This window comes from Microbacterium phosphatis (genome assembly GCF_049177115.1).
Lineage (GTDB): Bacteria > Actinomycetota > Actinomycetes > Actinomycetales > Microbacteriaceae > Microbacterium > Microbacterium phosphatis.
This window is the reverse complement of record NZ_CP185370.1, coordinates 1,303,335-1,324,922: the sequence shown is the minus strand read 5'-3', so window position 1 is coordinate 1,324,922 and position 21,588 is coordinate 1,303,335. Positions and strand designations below refer to the sequence as shown.

17 protein-coding genes are annotated in these 21,588 nt (G+C 71.9%); 11 read left to right on the top strand and 6 right to left on the bottom strand.

Annotated elements, in window-relative coordinates; all coding sequences use genetic code 11:
- Positions 1-82: 82 nt before the first annotated feature.
- Genes ACOKGD_RS06245 through ACOKGD_RS06230 form a run of 4 tightly spaced genes read left to right on the top strand, consistent with a single transcriptional unit; the run spans position 83 to position 5,058 of the window.
- Positions 83-1,720 (top strand): ABC transporter substrate-binding protein, encoded by a 1,638-nt coding sequence (locus ACOKGD_RS06245; RefSeq protein ID WP_342335040.1) that lies wholly within the window; start codon positions 83-85, stop codon positions 1,718-1,720.
- Positions 1,701-2,738, top strand: a complete 1,038-nt coding sequence (locus ACOKGD_RS06240; protein WP_342335041.1) for an ABC transporter permease — start codon at positions 1,701-1,703, stop codon at positions 2,736-2,738. The genes ACOKGD_RS06245 and ACOKGD_RS06240 overlap by 20 nt, the downstream gene beginning before the upstream one ends.
- Positions 2,735-3,550, top strand: a complete 816-nt coding sequence (locus tag ACOKGD_RS06235) for an ABC transporter permease (RefSeq protein ID WP_342335042.1) — start codon at positions 2,735-2,737, stop codon at positions 3,548-3,550. The genes ACOKGD_RS06240 and ACOKGD_RS06235 overlap by 4 nt, the downstream gene beginning before the upstream one ends.
- A complete protein-coding gene (locus ACOKGD_RS06230) occupies positions 3,547-5,058 on the top strand; it encodes an ABC transporter ATP-binding protein (RefSeq protein WP_342335044.1) in 1,512 nt (503 codons plus the stop codon). Before ACOKGD_RS06235 ends, ACOKGD_RS06230 begins: the two co-directional genes overlap by 4 nt.
- 16 nt (positions 5,059-5,074) lie before the next feature.
- On the opposite strand, the gene ACOKGD_RS06225 is transcribed toward ACOKGD_RS06230, so the two are convergent.
- Positions 5,075-5,575 (bottom strand): DUF2004 domain-containing protein, encoded by a 501-nt coding sequence (locus ACOKGD_RS06225; RefSeq protein ID WP_342335045.1) that lies wholly within the window; start codon positions 5,573-5,575, stop codon positions 5,075-5,077.
- Between the two features lie 197 nt (positions 5,576-5,772).
- Between ACOKGD_RS06225 and ACOKGD_RS06220 the strand changes: the two genes are divergently transcribed.
- Positions 5,773-7,722: a potassium transporter Kup gene (locus tag ACOKGD_RS06220; protein WP_342335046.1), complete on the top strand. Its 1,950-nt coding sequence runs from the start codon at positions 5,773-5,775 to the stop codon at positions 7,720-7,722.
- A 40-nt stretch (positions 7,723-7,762) separates the two neighbouring features.
- A complete protein-coding gene (locus ACOKGD_RS06215; protein WP_342335047.1) occupies positions 7,763-8,509 on the top strand; it encodes a phosphotransferase family protein in 747 nt (248 codons plus the stop codon).
- Here ACOKGD_RS06215 and ftsY read toward each other — a convergent pair.
- Positions 8,506-9,387 (bottom strand): signal recognition particle-docking protein FtsY, encoded by an 882-nt coding sequence (ftsY, locus tag ACOKGD_RS06210; RefSeq protein ID WP_342335048.1) that lies wholly within the window; start codon positions 9,385-9,387, stop codon positions 8,506-8,508. The genes ACOKGD_RS06215 and ftsY overlap by 4 nt on opposite strands.
- A gap of 38 nt (positions 9,388-9,425) precedes the next feature.
- Complete coding sequence (glgC, locus tag ACOKGD_RS06205) at positions 9,426-10,688, bottom strand: glucose-1-phosphate adenylyltransferase (protein WP_342335050.1); 1,263 nt, start codon at positions 10,686-10,688, stop codon at positions 9,426-9,428.
- A gap of 139 nt (positions 10,689-10,827) precedes the next feature.
- Between glgC and glgA the strand changes: the two genes are divergently transcribed.
- Positions 10,828-12,033: a glycogen synthase gene (glgA, locus tag ACOKGD_RS06200; protein WP_342335052.1), complete on the top strand. Its 1,206-nt coding sequence runs from the start codon at positions 10,828-10,830 to the stop codon at positions 12,031-12,033.
- A 21-nt stretch (positions 12,034-12,054) separates the two neighbouring features.
- Here the strand turns inward: glgA and ACOKGD_RS06195 are convergent, their stop codons facing one another.
- Together ACOKGD_RS06195 and smc are read right to left on the bottom strand one after the other, a co-directional pair.
- On the bottom strand, positions 12,055-13,170 hold the full coding sequence (locus tag ACOKGD_RS06195) for a class I SAM-dependent methyltransferase (RefSeq protein WP_342335054.1): 1,116 nt from the start codon (positions 13,168-13,170) through the stop codon (positions 12,055-12,057).
- The gene (smc, locus tag ACOKGD_RS06190; protein ID WP_342335055.1) at positions 13,167-16,727 is read right to left on the bottom strand and encodes a chromosome segregation protein SMC; all 3,561 of its coding nucleotides are present in this window, start codon (positions 16,725-16,727) and stop codon (positions 13,167-13,169) included. Before smc ends, ACOKGD_RS06195 begins: the two co-directional genes overlap by 4 nt.
- A gap of 520 nt (positions 16,728-17,247) precedes the next feature.
- Between smc and ACOKGD_RS06185 the strand changes: the two genes are divergently transcribed.
- From ACOKGD_RS06185 to cofD, 4 genes are all read left to right on the top strand, one after another.
- On the top strand, positions 17,248-17,619 hold the full coding sequence (locus tag ACOKGD_RS06185) for a hypothetical protein (RefSeq protein ID WP_342335056.1): 372 nt from the start codon (positions 17,248-17,250) through the stop codon (positions 17,617-17,619).
- 75 nt (positions 17,620-17,694) lie between these two features.
- Positions 17,695-18,786: a GNAT family N-acetyltransferase gene (locus tag ACOKGD_RS06180; protein ID WP_342335057.1), complete on the top strand. Its 1,092-nt coding sequence runs from the start codon at positions 17,695-17,697 to the stop codon at positions 18,784-18,786.
- Positions 18,786-19,862, top strand: a complete 1,077-nt coding sequence (locus tag ACOKGD_RS06175; protein ID WP_342335058.1) for a GNAT family N-acetyltransferase — start codon at positions 18,786-18,788, stop codon at positions 19,860-19,862. Before ACOKGD_RS06180 ends, ACOKGD_RS06175 begins: the two co-directional genes overlap by 1 nt.
- Positions 19,863-19,899: 37 nt before the next feature.
- Entirely contained in the window at positions 19,900-20,886 is a 987-nt protein-coding gene (gene cofD, locus ACOKGD_RS06170) for a 2-phospho-L-lactate transferase (RefSeq protein WP_342335059.1), read from the top strand.
- 6 nt (positions 20,887-20,892) lie between these two features.
- Here cofD and ACOKGD_RS06165 read toward each other — a convergent pair whose 3' ends face one another.
- Entirely contained in the window at positions 20,893-21,531 is a 639-nt protein-coding gene (locus ACOKGD_RS06165; RefSeq protein ID WP_342335061.1) for a SatD family protein, read from the bottom strand.
- Positions 21,532-21,588: the final 57 nt, after the last annotated feature.

Below are 21,588 nucleotides of genomic sequence, written 5' to 3'. Positions count from 1 at the left end.
CGGCGCCCGGCCGCTCCACCGGGCGTATTGTTGGATCCCGTCCGGAATCCTCTGCTGACAGCGATCCCCCACGAAGGTGCCCATGCTTCGCCGTGCTCTGCCCGCGCTCGTCCTCGCCGCCTCGGTCGCCCTCATCGCGACCGCCTGCGCCCCCACCGGCGGCGAGAGCGGTCCGTCCGCCGAACCGCAGGAGGGCGGCACGCTGGTCTACGCGACCGGCGACGCCGAGCCCGACTGCCTCGACCCGCACGTGGGCGGCAACTATCCCCAGGCCCTGCTCAGCTCGCAGTACCTGGAGCCGCTCGTCGGTCGCGACGCGTCCGGTGCGGCGACCCCGTGGCTCGCGGAGGAGTGGACCGTCTCGGAGGACGGCCTGACGTGGGACTTCACGCTGAAGAGCGGCGTCGAGTTCACCGACGGGACGCCGCTCGACGCCGAGGCCGTGAAGATCAACGTCGAGCACCTGCAGAACCCCGACACGATGTCCTCGACCGGCTACCTCGCGGTCGCGAAGGTCGCCGAGGTCGAGGTCGTCGACGCCACCCATGCGCGCTTCCACCTCACCGAGCCCGACTCGGCCCTGCTCGAGTCGCTCAGCATGCCGTGGACGGCGATCGAGTCACCCGCCGGCATCGGCCGCGGCATGGAGGCGAACTGCGCCGCCCCGATCGGCACCGGCCCCTTCATCGTCGACGAGTGGGTCCCGCAGCAGCACGTCACCCTGGTGCGCAACAACGACTACGCGACGCCGTCGGCGCAGTTCGAGAACTCCGGCGCCGCCCACCTCGACGAGCTCGTGTGGCGCTTCATCCCCGACGCCGCCACGCGCCAGGCGGCCCTGGCCTCCGGCGAGGTGAACGTGATCGACAACCCCCTGCCGTCCGACATCGTGGCGGCGGAGGCGGGCGACGAGATCACCCACATCGACGCCCCGCGGCCGGGCTCGGTCAACCGCATCGAGCTCAACGCGGGCCAGGCGCCGTTCGACGACATCGCGGTGCGCGAGGCGTTCATCCGCGCGGCCGACCCCGACCCGGGCATCGAGGCGCTCTACCTCGGCACCGCGAAGCGCTCCTACTCGCCGCTGGGAAGCTCGGAGCCCATGGCGGTCTCCGACGAGGCTCTCTTCGCCACCGACGCCGACGCGGCGGCCGCCCTCCTCGACGAGGCCGGCTGGACCGAGAAGGGTGTCGACGGCGTGCGCATGAAGGACGGCAAGCGCCTGACCGTCCGCTTCCCCGTGAGCACGAACCAGTCGGTGGCCGCCGAGCAGTCGCTGTTCGAGCAGATCCAGGCGAACGAGGCCGCGGTGGGCTTCGACGTGCAGCTCTCCCCCGTCGACCTCGGCACCTGGTACGGGATGCTGGGCGCGAACGAGTACGAGGCCGTGAGCGCCCCCTACACGCGCGTCGGCGCGGAGGTGCTGCGGGTGCTGTACCACTCCGACGCGATCACTCCGGCGCCCTCCGGATACTTCGCCAACCACGCCCAGCTCGCCGATCCCGAGCTGGATGCGCTGCTCGACGAGGCCTCGGCGACCCAGGACGACGACGAGCGCGCCGACCTCTACGCCCAGGCGCAGCACCGGGTGCTCGAGAGCTTCACGATCCTGCCGCTGTACGACCAGCAGAACCACTTCCTCACGCGAGGCGTGACCGGGGTGGCCACCCTCAGCACGGTGGCCACGCCGACCTTCGTCGATGCGCGGATCGCCGGCTGACAGCCGACGGGCCCTGTCCGTCCTCGCCTGGCTCGCGAGGCGGATCGGATCCGCCCTGCTGGTGATCTGGATCGTCGCGACGGTCGTGTTCTTCGCCCTGCGGGCATCGGGCGACCCCCTCGAGGCGATCATGGGCGGGCCCGGGTCGCAGGCGGGCCCCGAGGCGGTCGCCGCGGCGCGCGAGGCGTACGGCCTCGATCAGCCGCTGATCGCGCAGTACGCGACCCAGCTGTGGCGCGTCGCGACCTTCCAGCTCGGCGACTCGTACGCCCGCCACCAGCCCGTGGCCGACCTCATCGGCGGGCAGCTGCCCGGCACCCTGCTGCTCGCGGCCCTGGCGCTGCTTCTCGCATGGGCTCTGGCGCTGGCCGGGTCGGCCCTCGCGGCCATGGCCCGCGCCCGGTCGGGCTGGCGCGGGGTCATCGGCCGCGCCGCCGTGGCGGTGCTGCGGGGATGCGAGTTGATCGCGACGGTCGTGCCGCAGTTCTGGCTCGGCGCGGTGCTCATCCTCGTGTTCGCGGCCTCGCTGCGCGTCCTGCCCGCCACGAGCGCGGGATCGGATCCCGCGGGGCTCGTCCTGCCCGTGGTGACGCTCGCGATCCCCATCGCGGGGTTCCTGGCCCAGCTGTCCCGCGATGCTCTGCTCGAGGCCGACACGGCGCCGTTCGCGACCACCGCCCGCTCCCGCGGCGCGAGCGAAGGTCGGGTGCTGCTCGCCCACACGCTGCGCCACGCGAGCCTCCCCGCCCTGGCGCTGTCGGGCTGGGCGTTCGGGCATCTGCTGAGCGGCGCGGTCATCGTCGAGTCGCTGTTCGCGCGCCCCGGGCTCGGGCGGCTCCTGCTCGAGGCGGCGCTCGGGCGGGATGTCCCGGTGGTGATCGGCACGGTCGTTGTGGTCGCGGTGATGTACATCGTGGTCGTCACGGTCGTCGACGCCGTCGAGCTGATCGTCGATCCGCGGCTGCGCACCGCCGCTCCGTCCGCCGAGCGCGCGCCCGAGCTGGCGGTGGGCTCGTGAGCGCCCTGCGACGCCTCGGCGCGGGCGGTGTCGTGGCCGCGGTCGGTCTGATCCTGATCCTCCTCGCCGTGTTCGCCCCGTCGGTGCTCGCGCCGGGAGATCCGCTCGCCATCTCCCCCACCGAGGCATTCCGCCCGCCGACGTGGGCGCACCCGTTCGGCACGGACGAGTCCGGGCGCGACCTGCTGACCCGCGTGGTGCACGGGGCCGCGGCCTCGGCCGGCATCGGCCTCGCCGCCACCGGCATCGGCATCGCCGCCGGGCTGGCGCTCGGCTTCGCGGGGGCGCTCGGGCCGCGGTGGCTCGACGCCGCGATCGCGCGGGTCGTCGAGGTGCTCTTCGCGCTGCCGACGCTGGTGCTCGCCCTGCTCCTGGTGGCGGTGATGGGCCCGGGCACGCAGGCGTCGATCCTCGCGATCGGCGTGGCGACGGCCCCGGGCTACGCGCGGATCCTGCGCGCGCGCGTGCGCGGGGTCGCCCGCAGCGACTACGTCCGCTACGCGCGGCACGAGGGCGCCGGGCCCGTCACCGTGTTCGTCCGCCACATCGCGCCGAACACCCTCTGGCCGCTCGTGGCGACGGCCACCCTCGGGGTGGGCCAGGCGATCGTCTGGGTGGCCGCGCTCAGCTTCCTCGGGCTCGGCGCCCTGCCGCCCTCGCCGGAATGGGGGGCCATGCTCAACGCCGGGCGCGTGTACATCTCAACCGCGTGGTGGATGACGGTGATGCCCGGGCTGGTGATCGTCGCGACCGCGGCCGTGCTGACCGTGCTCGGGCGTCGCGCATCGGGCGTGGGATCGGAGGCGACGTGAGCCTGCTCACCGTGCGGGATCTGCGCGTCCGGCTGGGCGGTGCCGACGTGCTGCGCGGGATCGACCTCGACGTCGCTCCCGGCGAGTGCCTCGCCATCGTCGGCGAATCCGGGGCCGGGAAGTCCGTGCTGGCGCGGACGATCCTCGGCCTCTCGGCGCGCGAGGGCGCCCGCGTCTCGGCGGACGTGCTGACCGTCGGCGACCGCGACGCACGGCGCCTCCCGGAGCGGCAGTGGCGCACGCTGCGGGGCGTCTCCGTGTCGCTCGTCCTGCAGGACGCCCTCCAGTCCCTCGACCCGCTGCGCACGATCGGCGCCGAGGTCGGCGAGGCGCTCGCGATCCGCCGGGTGCCCCCGGGCGAACGGCGCGCGCGGGTGCTCGACGCGCTCGAGGCGGCCGGACTGCCGCTCGGCGGGCCCGGTCGCCCCGAGGCGCCCGCGCGGCTCCGGCAGCGCCCCGGCGAGCTGTCCGGCGGCATGCGGCAGCGCGCGCTCATCGCGTCGGCGATCGTGGGCGGGGCTCCGCTCATCGTGGCCGACGAGCCGACGACGGCGCTCGACGCGACGACCGCCGTGCGGGTGCTGGATCTGCTGGGGCGCCTGCGCGACGAGGGTACCGGCCTGATCCTGATCAGCCACGACCTCGCCGCCGTCGCCCGCATCGCCGACAGGATCGCCGTGCTCGATGCCGGCGAGATCGTCGAGCAGGGCCCGTCCGCGCAGATCCTCACCCGCCCCGCGCACACGGTCACCCGAGCGCTGCTGGATGCGGTCCCGCGCGGGGCGAAGCACCACCCCGCGCGGGGCGGTGCTCCCCTGCTCGAGGCCTCCGGCCTGGTGCGGCGCTATCCGGGCCCCGCCGGCAGCACGCCCGCGGTCGGCGGCGTCGACCTGCGTGTGCGCGCCGGCGAGGTGCTCGGGGTCGTCGGCGAATCCGGATCCGGCAAGTCGACGCTCGCGCGCCTGCTCATCGGCCTGGAGCGCCCCGATGCGGGCACGGTGACGCGCGCGGGATCCCCGCGGATCCGGCTCGTCCCTCAGGACCCCTTGGGAGCGTTCGATCCGCGCCACACCGTCGAGCGGATCCTGGATCACGCCCGCCGTGGCGACGCGCCCTCCCCCGCGGGGCTCCTCGAGCGCGTGGGGCTGGATCCGGCGCTGCGCGGGCGTCGGCCGGCGTCCCTGTCGGGTGGCCAGCGTCAGCGCGTGGCCATCGCCCGCGCGCTCGCGGCGCAGCCCGACGTGCTCGTCTGCGACGAGCCGGTCTCGGCCCTGGACGTGACGACCCAGGCGGGGATCCTCGACCTTCTGCTCGACCTGCAGCACCGCGACGGCGTCACGATCGTCTTCATCTCGCACGACCTGGCGGTGGTGCGGCGCGTCAGCGATCGCGTCGCCGTCATGCGTCACGGCCGCATCATCGAGCAGGGCGAGACCGAGGCTCTCTTCGCCCATCCCGCCCACGCCTTCACCTGCGAGCTGATCGCCGCGCGAGGGGCGGCCCGGTAGCGACCGACGGGCGGCGTCAGTCGGCGCTGGTGACGTTCAGCACGGTGCCGTCGGACGACAGGTTCACCAGCAGGACGTCGTCGGCGGCGTCGGGATCGAGCGCGTATTCGAGCACCGCGAACGGGTCGGTTCCGCCGTGCTCGTCGGCCAGGATCGTCATGCTCATCAGCTGCAGCGACCGGATGATGTCGACGGCCGGCTCGGTGCTGATGTCGACGAGGAAGTCCTCCAGGTCGTCCCCCAGCGTGTCCTGCTGCATCAGGATGTACTCGGTCACCTCGCTCGCGCGATTGTCGACCTCGGCGAGCATCGCCTCGCGGGCACGACGGTCGAGCTCCTCCAGTGCGGACACCATCGAGGCGGCGGCGTCGAGCGCGGCGGCGGACACGTCGTCCTGATCGGGCGCGGTCAGATCGACCGTGACGTTCTGATCCCCGAGGTCCACGTTCTCGGACCAGAAGATCGAGCCGTCCGGCCCGGATTCCAGAAGGCCGAAGAAGTCGTGTTCGATCGCCATAGGCCAATGAAACCAGCACGGCCCCGCGCGCGGTAGTCACGCGCCCGCCCGCGTGTTGCCGCATCGGGCCGATCGTGGCCTTCGCCGCTCTCGTCGGCGAGGAAAGCGTGAGGATTCCGTGAGGATGACCGCGCCCGCCGTGTGCATTCCGTGCGACCCGGAAGGGGTCCCTCCGCACCGGCGTACGGTCATCAGACGTGACGGAACTGCTCGAACGTGCCCAGGCCCCGAAGGCGATCCCGGTGACGGCCCCCCGCGACCGCGTCCGGATCGCGCTCGTCCTCGGCGCGCTCGGGGTGGTCTTCGGCGACATCGGCACCAGCCCCATCTACACCCTGCAGACCGTCTTCAACCCCGACGACCCTCACCCGGTCCCCGTGACCACCGACAACGTCTACGGCGTCGTCTCGCTGATCTTCTGGTCCCTCATGATCGTGGTGACGCTCACCTACGTCTCCCTCGCGATGCGCGTCGACAACCACGGCGAGGGCGGCATCATGGCCCTCATCACTCTGCTGCGCTCCTGGGCCGCGAAGAACAAGGCCGCATCGACCGGCCTGCTGGCGGCGCTCGGCGTGTTCGGCGCCTCGCTGTTCCTCGGCGACGGCGTCATCACCCCGGCGATCTCGGTGCTGTCGGCGATCGAGGGCCTGAAGGTCGTCGACCCCGCGTTCGACAGCCTGATCATCCCCATCGCCGTGGTGGTGCTGGTGGCCCTGTTCATCAGCCAGAAGTTCGGCACCCACGTGGTCGGCCGCGCGTTCGGGCCCATCATCCTGGTGTGGTTCACGGCCCTCGCCGTGGCGGGCATCGGCGGCATCACCACCGAGCCGACGATCCTCGCGGCGCTGTCGCCGACGTACGCATTCGCCTTCCTCGTGGGCAACTTCCAGTACGCCTTCTTCGCGCTGGCGGCCATCGTGCTGTGCTTCACCGGCGCCGAGGCCCTGTACGCCGACATGGGGCACTTCGGGCGCAAGCCGATCAGCCGCGGCTGGATGTTCGTTGTGCTGCCGGCCGTCACGCTCAACTACTTCGGCCAGGGCGCCGTGGTGCTGCACGACCGGGCCGCCCTCGCGTCGCCGTTCTTCATCCTGGTGCCCGAGTGGGCGCGGATCCCGATGATCCTGCTCGCGACTCTCGCCACCGTCATCGCGTCGCAGGCTGTCATCTCGGGTGCCTTCTCGGTGGCCACGCAGGCCGCCGAGCTCGGCTATCTGCCGCGCCTGCGCATCCTGCACACCTCTCGCGACACCTACGGCCAGGTGTACGTGCCGTGGGTGAACTGGATCCTCCTCGGTGCGGTGCTGATCCTGGTCTTCACCTTCCAGTCCTCCACCGCGCTCGCCTACGCCTACGGGATGACCGCGATCGGCACCATCACGATCACCACCATCCTGTTCTTCTACGTGGCGTCCCGGTCGTGGCGCACCCCGAAGTGGATCCTCTGGGGCGGGGCGGCCCTGATCCTCGCGTTCGAAGTCCTCATCCTCAGCGCGAACCTCACCAAGATCCTGCACGGTGCGTGGCTGCCGCTCGCGATCGCGCTCACCTCGTTCCTGATCATGACCACGTGGCAGAAGGGCCGCAGGGTCGTCACCGACAAGCGCACGAAGATCGAGGGGTCGCTGGAGGGATTCATCGCCGAGATCCACTCCCATCCCGAGCGGATCGCGGTGGTGCCGGGGACGGCGATCTTCCTGAACCGCGGCAAGACCACCGTGCCGCTCGCCCTGCGCGACAACATCCGGCACAATCACGTCCGCCACGCCAGCATCGTGATCGTGTCCGTCGAGATCGCCACGGTGCCGCGTGTGCCGTCGAAGAAGCGGATCGTCATCGACGATCTCGGTGACCCGGCCGACGGCATCACCCACGTCACGATCAACTTCGGCTACGCCGAGGTGACGGACGTGCCCCGCGCGCTGTCGCTGGTGTCGCCCAAGGCGGCGTGCGGCAGGCTCGATCTCGACGAGGCGGTGTTCTACCTCTCGAAGATCGAGCTCCGCGCGGGGCGCAAGCCGCGGATGGCGCCATGGCGGAAGAAGCTGTTCCTCGCCACGGCGCGCATCACGGTCGACGCCGCCGAGCACTTCAACCTCCCCCTGAACCGCACCGTTGTGCTGGGCGAGGTCGTCGAGATCTGATCCGTGGCGCGTCGGCGGGCTCTCGGCGAGAATGGCCGGCATGGATGAGGTCGAGGTCGTCGTCGCCCACAGTCAGCGCGCGACCCTCCGCGTCGGAGACGTCTTCCTGAAGATCGACGTCGCCTCCGCCCACGCCGAGGTCGAGACCCGCGCGATGGCGCTGGCACCCGTGCCGACGCCCGCGATCCTCTGGCACCAGCCGCCCGTGCTCGCGATCGCGGCGGTGCCCGGCATGGCCCTCGGCATCCTCGGGGCGCCGTCGGCGGCGTCGCCCGCCGCCTGGGCGGCCGCCGGCGCCGCCGTGCGGACGCTGCACAACGCGCCGGTCCCGCCGTGGCCGGGCCGGCGGCGCGGCGACATCGAGGCAGAGCTCGACAGCGAGTGCGCGTGGCTGCGCGAGAACGCCGTGCTGCCCGCCGAGGTGATCCGGCGCAATCGCGAGATCGCGCAAGCGGCGCTGCGGCCCTGGAGCCCGGTGTTCATCCACGGCGACCTGCAGATCACGCACGTGTTCGTCGAGGACGAGGCCGTCACGGGCATCATCGACTGGTCGGAGGCCGCTCCCGGGGACGCCCTGTTCGATCTGGCGATCCTGACCCTCGGGCACGAGGAGCGCCTCGACGACCTGCTCGCCGGCTACGGGGAGGATGTCGACCGCGACGTCATCCGCGCGTGGTGGTCGCTGCGCAGCCTCACGGCCGCGCGCTGGCTGATCGAGCACGGCTTCGACCCGGACGACCCGGGCTGCGAGTTCGACGTGCTCCGATCGCGCATGCGCGACTCCTAGTCGACGGCGCCCTCGACGAGCGCCTGCACGAACACGTGCGGGGTGAAGCCGGTCAGGTCGCCGATGCCCTCGCCCTGGCCCAGCAGCTTGACGGGGATGCCCGTGCGCTCCTGCACCGCGAGCACAAAACCGCCCTTGGCCGATCCGTCGAGCTTCGAGATCACGAGCCCCGTGACCCCGGCGTGCTGGAGGAACGCCTCGGCCTGCATCACGCCGTTCTGGCCGGTGGTGGCATCGAGCACCAGCAGCACCTCGCTGATCGGCGCCTGCTTCTCGATGACCCGGCGGATCTTCGTCAGCTCGTCCATCAGGCCGCCCTTGGTGTGCAGGCGCCCCGCGGTGTCCACGAGCACGATCTCGGTGCCCGTCTGCTTGGCGTAGTCGATCGTCTGGAAGGCGACCGATGCCGGATCCTGCCCCTCGCGATCCGGGCGGACGATCGTCGCGCCGCCGCGCTCGGCCCAGGTCGCGAGCTGATCGACGGCCGCCGCGCGGAAGGTGTCGGCGGCGCCGACGACGACCGAGCGCTGGTAGCGCCGCAGGAAGTGCGCGAACTTGCCGATCGTGGTGGTCTTGCCGACCCCGTTCACGCCGACGACGAGCACCACGGCCGGGCGCTCGGTGAGCTTCAGCGTCGAGTCGTACTTCGCGAAGCGCTCCTCGAGCGTCTCCTGCAGCATGCGGTTGAGGTCGCGCGGGTCGGTCGTGCGGAAGCGCTCGACGTCGGCACGCAGCTGCTCGACGATCGTCTCGGTGATGTCCGGCCCGAAGTCGGCCTGGATCAGGGCGCTCTCCAGGGTCTCCCACGTGTCCTCGTCGATCGTCGGACGGACGAACACACCGCGCAGCGCGCGACCCAGGGACCACTTCTCAGCCATGGATCCAGCCTATGTCGCCCGGCGTGCCGGGCCGACGCTCAGCGCGCCGTGGGGCTGCGGGTGACGTGCACTCCCTTGCCGACGACGGTGATCCCGGTGTCGGTCACCGTGAATCCGCGGAGGCGATCCAGCTCGGGGTCCACACCGACCGTCGCGCCGGGCTCGACCACCACGTTCTTGTCGAGGATCGCCCTGCGCACCGTGGCGCCCTTCGTGATGCAGCTGTCGTCGAACACGATCGAATCGGTCAGCATCGCCCCCGAGTCGACGACCGCGCGGGTGCCCACCACGCTGCGCTCGATGTGCGCGCCCGAGATGACGGTGCCGAGGGAGACGATCGAGTCGATCACCGTGCTGAGGGTGCCGCGGGCGTCACGCGTGAACTTCGCCGGAGGCATGTTGTCCTGGCGGCTGAAGATCGGCCATTCGTTGTTGTACAGGTTGAAGATCGGCAGCACCGAGATCAGGTCCTGGTGCGCGTCGAAGTACGACTCGATGGTGCCCACGTCGCGCCAGTAGTAGCGATCGCGTGCCGTGCTTCCGGGCACGTCGTTGTTCTTCATGTCGTAGACGCCGGCCGTGCCCTTCTCGACGAAATAGGGGACGATGTCGCCACCCATGTCGTGATTGGACTCGGTGCGCTCACCGTCGGCGAGCACGGCCTCGACGAGGGCGTCCGCCGTGAAGATGTAGTTCCCCATCGAGGCCAGGACCTCGCCCGGCGAGTCCGGCAGGCCCTGGGGCGATGCCGGCTTCTCGAGGAATTCGCGGATGGTGTCGGGCGCGTCCGGGTTCACGTCGATGACGCCGAACTGGTTCGCGAGAGAGATGGGCTGACGGATGGCCGCGACCGTGCACTCGGCACCGGACGCGATGTGCGCGTCGAGCATGGCCTCGAAGTCCATGCGGTACACGTGATCGGCGCCGACGACGACGATGTAGTCGGGCTTCTCGTCGTAGACGAGGTTCAGGCTCTGCAGGATCGCATCGGCCGATCCGAGGTACCACCGCTTGCCGAGGCGCTGCTGCGCGGGAACGGACGCGACGTACGAGTTGAACATGCCGCTCATCCGCCACAGCTGCGAGATGTGACGGTCGAGGCTGTGCGACTTGTACTGGGTGAGGACAACGACCTGGCGCAGGCCCGAGTTCATCAGGTTCGACAGCGCGAAGTCGATCAGCCGGTAATGGCCGCCGAACGGGACCGCGGGCTTTGCCCGATCCAATGTCAGGGGCATCAGCCGCTTTCCTTCACCGCCCGCGAGAACGATTCCCAGCACTTTCCTCGTCGCCGCTGCCATACGCCTGACACTAGTGTCATTCCGCCATCTTGTGGGCGGTGATTCGGGCCGCGTCGCCCATGTTCTCACCTGTCTGGCGGGCACGGCTCGCGCACGCCCGGGGGCGCCGGCGACGCGGGCCTCGCGCTAGGTTGACCTCATGCGCGTCGACCTGCTCACCCGTGAATACCCGCCGGAGATCTACGGAGGCGCCGGCGTCCATGTCGCCGAGCTCGTGAAGGCCCTGCGCCTCACGGGCGGATCCGACCTCGAGGTGCTTGTGCGCTGCTTCGGCGCGCCGCGCGAGGAGGAGGGTGCGACCGCCTACGCGGTGCCCGCCGAGCTCGCGCAGGCCAACGGCGCGCTGCAGACCATGGGCGTCGACCTCGCCATCGCGGGCGACGCCGCCGGAGCGGATCTTGTGCACTCGCACACCTGGTACGCCAACTTCGCGGGCCATGTCGCCAAGATGCTGCACGGCATCCCGCACATCGCCACCGCGCACAGTCTCGAGCCGCTGCGCCCGTGGAAGGCCGAGCAGCTCGGCGGCGGCTACCGGCTCTCGAGCTGGATCGAGCGCGACGCCCTGCAGTCGGCCGACGCCGTCGTCGCGGTGAGCGAGGGCATGCGCCTCGACCTGCTGCGGGTGTACCCCGACCTCGACCCCGAGCGCGTCAAGGTCGTCTACAATGGCATCGATCTGAGCTCCTGGGCCCGCGTCGAGGATCCGGACACGGTCCGCGCGCTGGGCATGGACCCCGACCGCCCGTCGGTCGTCTTCGTGGGTCGCATCACCCGGCAGAAGGGCCTGCCGTACCTGCTCCGCGCAGCGCGTCTCCTGCCGCCGGAAGTGCAGCTGGTGCTGTGCGCGGGCGCCCCGGACACCGCCGAGATCATGGCCGAGGTCGAGGGCCTCGTCGCCGAGCTGCGCGAGACCCGCGACGGCGTGGTGTGGATCGACCGCCACCTGCCGCGCCACGAGCTGTGCGCGCTGCTGAGCGCCGCCACGACGTTCGTGTGCCCCTCCGTGTACGAGCCCCTCGGCATCGTCAACCTCGAGGCGATGGCCTGCGGCGCTCCCGTGGTCGGCACGGCCACGGGCGGCATCCCCGAGGTCGTCGCGCACGGCATCACCGGCACGATCGTGCCCCTCGATCAGCTCGACGACGGCACCGGCACGCCCACCGACCCGGAGACGTTCGTCCGCGATCTCGCCGCGGCGCTGACCGACATGATCTCGGATCCGGATCGCGCCCGTCGGCTGGGCGAGGCCGGTCGCCAGCGCGCCGAGCAGGAGTTCTCGTGGCTCGCGATCGCCGAGCGCACCCGTGCGCTCTACGACGAGGTCGTCGGCGCGGCGCGCTGAGCGCTCCCGGCGGGTGCCGCGCTACCGGCGCGTCGAGACCGTGACCGTGAACTTCGCGTTGCGGCCCGCCTGACGGGTTCGGCCGACGGTGCGCTCGAGGAGCGGGCGGTACGCGAGGTGCGAGTTGAACACGCACCACAGCTCGCCACCGGCCGTCAGCACGCGCGCGGCGTCGGCGAACATCCGCGGGGCGATCTCCTCGGTGACGGCGGCGCCGGAATGGAACGGCGGGTTCAGCACGATCAGGTCGGCCGAGCGGTCCGGCTGCGCGCCGAGCCCGTCGTCGCGCACCACCTCGACCCGGTCGGCCACACCGTTGACCTCGGCGGTCGCGCGCGCCGAGGCCACAGCGGCGGCGGACTGATCCGTCGCGACGACGCGGGCGCGAGGCTGCGCCGTGGCGAGCATCGTCGCGAGCACCCCGGTGCCGCAGGCGAGGTCGATCGCCCGCTCCGCCCGGCGCATGTCGCCGAGGAAGGTCAGCAGGTAGCGCGTGCCGATGTCGACCGACGTGCCTGCGAATGCGGCCCCGTGCGCGCAGACGGTGAGCCCGAGGTCGGCGTGATGCTCGCGACGGGGCCAGACGCCCGCGGTGCGCGCCAGCGGCTCGCCGGCGTGCAGCACCCGCGACTTGCTCGCCGCGCGGCTGACGTCGACGCGGCCGAAGTGCCGCGCGAGCACGTCGTTCATCGACACCGTCATGTGCTTGATCCGGCCGCCCGCGACCAGCCGCGCACCGGCGCCGGCGACCACGCCCGCGATCTCGTCCAGCGCATCCAGCGATCGCGGCAGCTGCAGGAGGGCCGTGCCGGCCCCCGCCACCAGCGACGGGTCGAGATCGTGCCAGGTCACCCGCTCCAGGGAGACCCCGAGGTCGGCCGCATTGAGGGCCAGCGCCCTCTCCCCCGTGAGCGCGTCCTGGTGCACCCGGATCCGCAGGCCCGGATCCGTGCGCAGCAGCGAGAGCGTCAGCGCCCCGTACCGATCGCCGATGACGGCGACCTCGCCCTGCGGTGAACCCGCCTCGGTCAGGATCAGCCGATCGCTCGCGTCCGCGGCGACGAGATCGTGCGCCTCGATGTCGGGGCGGCGTCGCAGCCGCGGCGCGATCTCGTCGAATGCCTCCGCCGGGGTCACGAGGCGACCTGCTCGACGCGCTCGGCGGCGCCGCGCTCGGTGATGCGCTGACCGACGACGGCCGAGACGCCGTCCTGGCGCATCGAGACGCCGTACAGCGCGTCGGCGATCTCCATCGTGCGCTTCTGGTGCGTGATGACGAGCAGCTGGCTGGACACCCGCAGCTTCTCGAACACGCCGAGCAGTCGCCCGAGGTTGGCGTCGTCGAGCGCCGCCTCGACCTCGTCGAGGATGTAGAAGGGGCTGGGGCGCGCGGTGAAGATCGCGGTGAGGAACGCCACCGCCGCCAGCGACCGCTCGCCGCCGGACAGCAGGGACAACCGCTCGATCTTCTTGCCGACGGGGCGCACGGAGACCTCGATGCCGGTGGTCAGCATGTCGTCGGGCTTGGTCAGCGAGATCGACCCCGTGCCCCCGGGGAACAGGATCGGGAAGACCTCGGTGAACGCCGCCTTGGTGTCCTCGAAGGCGGCGGCGAAGATCAGCTGCATCCGCTCGTCGAGGTCGGCGATGATCGTCATCAGGTCCTTGCGGGTCTGAACGAGGTCGTCGAGCTGCTCGGTGAGGAACTTGTGGCGCTGCTCGAGCGCGGCGAACTCCTCCAGGGCCAGCGGGTTGACCCGTCCGAGCTGGGCCAGCTTGCGCTCGGCGTCGCGCAGACGGCGCTCCTGCATGCGGCGGTCGTACGGAACGGTCGCGGGCATGCCGTCCTCGGCATATTCCTCACCGTCGCCGGGTGCGGGGTCGACCGGATCGCGCGGGATCGGCTGATCCGGGCCGTATTCCGCGACCAGGATCTCCTCTCCCAGGCCGAGCTCGCTCGCCACCCGCTCGAGGAGGCTCGTCAGGTGCACCTTCTTCTCGTGGATCTGGAGTTCCAGGCCGTGGACGCTCTCGGTCAGCCCCGTGAGGCGCTCTCGCAGGCCGGATTCGGCCACCCGCAGGTCGCGCAGCTCCGCCGTGACGGTGGCCCGCGCGCTCTCGGCCTCGGCCAGCGCCATGCGCGCCTCGGTGACCGACCGGTCGACCGAGTCGAGCACAAGCGGGAGATCCGCCGCCACGCCCTCGGCGATCTCGCGCTGGCGGCGACGCAGCACGGCGCGGCGCGCCGCGGCCTCGGCGGCCTCGCGCTCGCGCTCGCGCTGGCGCTCGAGGCCCGTGGCGCGCGACTCGGCCGAGCGCATGCGCTCCCGGAGCGTCTCGACCTCGAGGCGGGCGCGCATCTCCTTCTCGCGCGCGGTCTCGAGGGCGGCGGCGAAGGTCTCGCGCGACGACGCATCGAGGATCGGCCGCGGCTGCCCGAGCGCGGCGTCGAGTTCCGTGGCAGCCGCCTGCGCCTTCGCCTCGGCCTCGGCGACCGCGCCCTGCGCCTGGGCGAGCCCCGACCGCAGTCGCTCGCATTCGGCGACCGCGGCCTCGTGGCGGATGGTGGCCTTGTTGAGACGCTCGGCGTGCTGGGCGAGCTGCGCGTCGTGCTCGCGCAGCTGCTGCAGCGCATCCTTGGCGACGCGGCGAGCCGTCTGGAGGCGCTCGTTCGCCTCGGCACGCAGCACCGTCAGCTCGTCCACCTGCACGCGCACCTCCGCGAGACGCGCGGCGGCGCCGTCGCGCTCGGCCTGCAGCTCCAGGCGGGACCGCTCGCCGGTTCCCGCGCGCACCGTCTGGGCCGTGCAGACCTCGCCGGCGCGGGTCACGACGGTCAGCGCCGCATCGGGCTCCGCCTCGAAGACCGCACGGGCGGCGGCGAGATCATCGGCGACCGCGACATGCGCGAGGATCCGCAGCACGCCGTCGGGCGCGCTCACCACCTCACGGGCCGCCACGACCCCCGCGACCGCCGGAAGAGCGGCACCGGCGTCGCCGGCGTCGGCGATCACGATGTCGACCACCCCGAACTCGCCCGCCTGGGCCGCGACGGCGAAGGCGGCATCGCGCGAGTCGACGAGCAGGCCCTCCGCGAGCGGGCCCAGCACGGCCGCGATGGCCGCCTCGTACCCCGCGTCCACCTGCACCGCGTCGCCGACGAGCCCGCGCACGCCCGGCCCCCCGCGGGTCAGGAGCGCCGCGGCGCCGTTCTTGACGTCGAGCATGCTGGACAGCGCGGCGACCTTCGCGGTGAGGGCGTCACCCTCGCGCTCGGCCGAGCGGTGCGCCTCTCGGATCCTCTCGAGCTCGCCCTCGGCGTCGGCGGCCTCGCGCTGCGCCGCCTCGTAGGCGGCCTGATGCTCGGCGGCGGATCCGGCGGCGGATCCCTCCTCCGGATCGATGCGCTCCAGCTCGTCGGCGGCCTCGAGGCGACGCTGGTCGGCGGCATCGAGCGCGTTCTGCTGTCGCAGCACACCGCCGCGCACGGCCGCAAGGCCCGACTGCGCCGCGTCGGCCGCACCCCGCAACGCGGCCAGGCGCATGTCGTGCTCGGATACGAGGGCGCTCTGCGCCGCGATCTCGGTGTCGAGCGCGTCCAGCTCGGCGCGGGCGCGGGCGACGTCGCGCCCCGCCTCCTGCACGGCGTCCTGCGCCTCGGCGAGGCCGTCCGAGAGGCGGGTGATCTCCTCCCGCGCGGCGTCGATGCGGTTCTGCGACACGGTGATGACGCCGGCGTTCGGGTCGTCATCGGCCCCGAGCAGCGCCAGGCGCTGATTGGCGAGGGTGAAGAGCCCGCGCATGCGCTCCTGCACCTGTTCGAGGCCGAAGGCCACTCCCCGGGCGGCGTCGACGACCTCGGCGTTCTGCTCGCGCTCGAGGTGCGCGATCCGGGCGCGGACGCGATCCACCTCGTCCTGCAGCACCATGCGCTCGGTGTTGCGCTCCTGCTCGCTGCGCGCGTGATCGGCCAGCGCGGCGCGCAACTGCACGACCTCGTCGGCCAGCAGGCGGGCACGCGCGTCGCGCACGACGGCGGCGATGGTCTGCGCCTCGCGGGCGATCTCGGCCTGCTTCCCGAGCGGCTTCAGCTGCCGCCGGATCTCGCCGGCGAGGTCGCTGAGGCGCGTGAGGTTCGTCTCCATCGCCTCGAGCTTGCGCAGGGTCTTCTCCTTGCGGCGGCGGTGCTTGAGGATGCCGGCCGCCTCCTCGATGAACCCGCGCCGGTCCTCGGGGGTGGCCTGCAGCACCGCGTCGAGACGACCCTGGCCGACGATCACGTGCATCTCGCGACCGAGACCCGAGTCGCTCAGCAGCTCCTGGACGTCGAGCAGACGGCACGATTCGCCGTTGATCGCGTACTCGCTGGAGCCGGATCGGAACAGGGTGCGGCTGATCGTCACCTCGCTGTACTCGATCGGCAGCGCGCCGTCGGCGTTGTCGATCGTGAGCTGCACCTCGGCGCGCCCGAGCGGCCCGCGCGTGGCGGTGCCGGCGAAGATGACGTCCTCCATCTTGCCGCCGCGCAGCGTCTTGGCCCCCTGCTCGCCCATCACCCACGCGAGCGCATCGACGACGTTCGACTTGCCGGATCCGTTGGGGCCCACGATCGCGGTGACGCCCGGCTCGAGCGCGAAAGTCGTCGGCTGGGCGAACGACTTGAAGCCCTTGAGCGTCAGGCTCTTCAGATGCATCCGCGCTCCTTCCCGGGCCCCGTGATCATGCGGATTTCACGCTACCTGACGGGGTCGCGCGCCCTCGATCGCACACGCGGGAATCTGCGACACGCCCGGGAGAAGTCTTGACGAAGCCTGAATGCCGCCTCTACTGTCGGGAATCGCGACCCACGCGAATACGAGAGGAGGGGCGCAGATGATCACCATTCTCACCCCAATCCGCAGCTCGGATCTCTCTGCGTTCGGCGTCGATGTGCGACGCGCCCTCGGCCTTGCCGCGCGGCGCACGGCAGCCATCGGCTGACGTCTCGCACCACCGGTCTGCCCTCTGAGGCACCTGCCTGAGCCCTGCTCGGCGGGATCGCCCTCGGCACGCCCGATCCGCTGACGCGTCGATCGCCTCCGCCCGGCCCCCGGCCGCGGTCGTCGGTCGTCGCGCTCCCCAGCCCGGATCCTCTTTCGCAGGATCCGTCATCCCCCCGTCTCGGGGATCCATCCATCCACGCCCCCGTCCGGGGGCCACACCGAGGAGACAGCCATGTCCACCACGCGCACCACACCGATTCCGACCGTCGCATCCGCCGAACGATCCATCCAGACCACGGAGAACATCACCATGAACGCTCACCTCGCCGAGGCTCAGGCGGTGCGCACGTCGCATCCGCCGCAACCGCCGGGTCCCCCTCGGATAGCGCAGTCGCTGCAGAACCGCACCGCACGCACTTCGCTTCCGGACCGGGTGGCCATGTGGCTCGGTCTCAAGCTGCTGCTCTGGGGCACCCGCCCCGTGGAAGGGCAGCTCACCACCACGGAACTGCACGAACGCCGGCTCGAGCGCGAGCGGGTGATGCTCCAGCTGGAGCTCGACCGCGCACGCGCCATCGCCCTGTTCGGCCAGCAGATCCGCTGACACATCCCATCCGGGCCGGGCGGGGCACGAACCCGCCCGGCCCGATCCTCCTCCCGGAAGGAAGCACCACCCCGCATGTTCGACACGATCGACATCCCCGGTCTGCGCATCGACGCGCTGACCTTCCCGCCCGCGATCGACGTGCCCGAGGCCGCCGATCTGCGCGCGACCGCCGACATCATGACGGCATCCACCCGGTACGACACCGGCACCACTCTCTTCGACTGCGAGCCCGCCGAGTGGCTCGTCGCGCTCCACGCCACCGCATACACCGACCGGCAGGTCCACGTCGCCCGCGAGGACGGGCGGATCGTCGGAGCCCTGCTGTTCGAGTACCAGCGGGAGGGCGAGAAGAACGCGTACGCCGGTGTGCACGTGCCCCCGGACGAGCGCGGCCGCGGCATCGAGGACGCGCTCCTCGATCACGCCGACCGCCTCGCCCGCGACCACGGCCGCACCGTGCTCAACTCCTTCAACCTGCTGCGCGCCGGGCTGACCGGTGAGCAGCTGCCCTCCCCCGCCGGCTTCGGCTCCGTCGCCCGCGATGCCGCATCGACGCAGCTGCTGCTCCGTCACGGCTACACGCTGGGACAGGTCGAGCGCTGCAGCGTCTTCGAGTTCTCGAACTCGCTCGAGCACGCCGAGCGCATGCTCGCGGAATCGCTCGAGAAGGCCGGCCCCGACTACCGCCCGGTGTGGTGGCAGAACCCCACCCCGGAGGAGTACGTCGACACCTACGCCTACGCCGTCTCCCGGATGGCGACGGACGTCCCCAGCGGCGACCTCGAATGGGAGGAGGAGACGTGGGACGCCGAGCGCATCCGGTACCGCGAGAAGCTGAAGGCCGATGCCGGCCAGATCATGGCGGTCGCCGCCGTGGTCCATGAGCCCACCGGTGCGATCGTCGCCTTCAACGAGATCGTGATCGGACGCGACCGCTCGCGCCGATCCGAGAACTACGGCACCCTGGTGCTGCGCGAGCACCGCGGGCACCGCCTGGGCACCATCGTGAAGTGCCTCGGGCTGATCCGCTGGCACGAGCTCGTGCCGACATCGCCGAGTGTGATGACCTTCAACGCCGAGGAGAACCGCTACATGCTGGACGTGAACGAGGCCGTGGGGTTCGTCCCGGCTGCCACGTCCGGCGAGTGGAAGAAGGAGCTGTGATGGACGTTGTGATCGAGCCTCTGATCGTGCCCACGACCCTCGACGCCCCGGACGCCGAGGGCTTCCTCGCGATGGTCGAGATCGGCAACGACGCGTGGCAGCGCTGGTCCGGCACCGACCTGCACGAGGATTCCGCGGTCGAGTTCCGCGCCCGCGCGCAGGAGACGCCGTACCGGGTGATGCTCGGGGCGATCGCGCGCGTCGGGGGTGAGATCGTCGGCGCCTGCCGCGTCGACATCGACAAGACGACCCGCGAGTCGTGCGAGATCGACGTGATGATGACCGAGGAGCACGAGAACGGCGGCCCCGTCGTCGACGCGCTCGAGGCCGAGGCGGAGCGCATCGCCCGCGAGCACGGTCGCACCGTGGCCCAGTCGTGGACGATCCACCGCGCCGACCCGGTCGACGAGCGGCTGGTCCCGCCTACGGGCGCCGGGTGGATCCCCGCCGACGACTCGAGCACCCGGCGCATGCTGGCCGCGGGGTACCGGCTGGGTCAGGTCGAGCGCAACAGCCGCTTCGACCTGCAGGGCGACTTCGAGCCGGTCGAGCGGCTCCTGGCCGAGGCGATCGCCACAGCGGGCCCCGACTACCGCGCGGTGTGGTGGGCGGGTCCCACCCCGCCCGAGTACGCCGACGGCTACGCGAAGGCGATCGGCCGTATGCACTCGGACGTCCCCAGCGGCGACCTCGTGATGGAGGAGTCGGTGTGGGACGCCGAGCGCGTGTTCGAGCGCGACCGTCGGTTCGCCCAGGCGGGAACCGTCTTCGGCGTGACCCTGGTGATCCATGAGCCCACGGGCGAGGTCGCCGCGTTCAACGAGCTGACGATCGGCCCCGACCGCACCAAGGCGACATCTCAGTGGGGCACCCTCGTGATGCCGGAGCACCGCGGCCACCGCCTCGGCTCGATCGTCAAGTGCGTGGGGCTGTCGAAGTGGCACGAGGCCGTGCCCGAGTCGCCGTGCGTCTCGACGTTCAACGCCGAGGAGAACCGGTACATGCTCGACGTGAACGAGAAGGTCGGCTTCGTGCCGGCGTCGTACGCGGGCGCCTGGGAGAAGAAGCTGTCCTGATGCACCCGGCCGACGCCGCCGCTGGTTGACTGGTGGGATGAACATCACCGTCATCGGCGGCGGCGTCGGCTGCGCGCGCTTCGTGAAGGGTGTGCGCGAGCACGCACAACGCTCGGGCCGGGATCACCGCATCGACGTGGTCGTCAACACGGCGGACGACTGGTGGGTGTCGGGGCTGCGCATCGCGCCGGATCACGACAGCCTGCTCTACGCGCTCGCGGGCGTGAACGACACCGTCCGCGGGTGGGGCAGGGACGACGAATCCGAGCGGGTCGCCGCCGAGCTGCAGGTGTGGGGCACGGCGCCCGAGTGGTTCACGCTCGGCGACCTCGACCTCGGCACGCACATCGCCCGCACCGCCTGGCTGCGCGAGGGCCTGTCGGTCTCCGAGGTGTACCGGCGTCTCGGAGCGCGATGGGACCTGGGCGTCACCCTGCACCCCGCGACGGACGCCGAGATCGACACGCACGTGCTCATCGAGGGCGCGGAGCCGATCCACTTCCAGGAGTGGTGGGTGCGCCACCGCGCCCACCTGCCGGCGACCGGGTTCGCCCAGCGCGACATCGCGGACGCCGCTCCGGCCCCCGGCGCGCTCGAGGCGATCGCGCGGGCCGACGTGGTGCTGATCGCTCCGTCGAACCCGGTGGTCTCCGTCGGCCCCGTGCTGGCGGTGCCCGGCATGCGCGACGCCCTGTTGGCGGCGTCGGCTCCGGTCGTCGGCGTCTCGGGCATCATCTCGGGCGCCGTGGTGCGCGGCATGGCCGACGTCTGCCTCGCCGCGATCGGGCTCGAGACGAGTGCCGAGGCCGTCGGCCGGCACTACGGCGCGCGCGCGACCGGCGGCCTGCTCGACGGCTGGCTCGTGGACACCTCGGATGCGCATGCCGTCGACGCGCTCGCCCCCGCGGGCCTCACGGCCCGGGCCGTCCCGCTGTGGATGCGCGACGCCGACTCGTCGGCGCGGCTCGCCGCGGACGCCCTGGCCCTCGCGGCCGACGTGGCCCTCGCGGCCGACGCGCACTGATCCGGGTCAGGCCCCGAACTCGCGGGCGCCGATGCGGAGCGCGCGCACCAGCGGCTTGTTGATCGCCTGCGAGACGGCGGCCTGGGTGATGCCCTCCTTGGCCGCGATGTCCTTCTGCTGCATGCCGCGCCACGTGTCGAAGGTGGCCCGCCGCGCCCGCGGGTTCATGTCGGCGACGACCTGGTCGCGCAGCAGCAGGTAGGCGTTCACGACCGGCTCGCGCGCGCGCAGCGCGTCGCTCTCGCCCTCGTGCACCACGAGCCACGAGCGCACCCCCGGCAGCTTCCCCTTGTCCAGGAGGTTCGCCCGCCCGACCGCCTCGCGCGCCGCCCACCATCCCGGCCCGTCCTGGATCCGGTCGGCGAGCCGCGACTCGACCGGCGTGATGTCCCCCACGCCGAGACCGAAGCGGCAGGCGACGCCCTCGGGCAGGGCCAGCTGCAGGAACAGCGTCGCGACGAGCGCGTCCTCCATCGTGTCGTAGACCGCCTGGAACTCGTCTCCCACGGTGGGCCACCAGTCCTGGCGGGCCCGAGGCCGGGTGCGCTCGACCTCACGAGCGGCGGCTTCGATCTCGCGCTGGACCGCGTCGCGGTCATGCGCGGCGCGGGAGGCGACGATGTCGGCGATGACGGCGATGACCATGGGATCACCATAACACTGATATTCGCACCACATAAGCGAATACGCTTAATTCGTCCG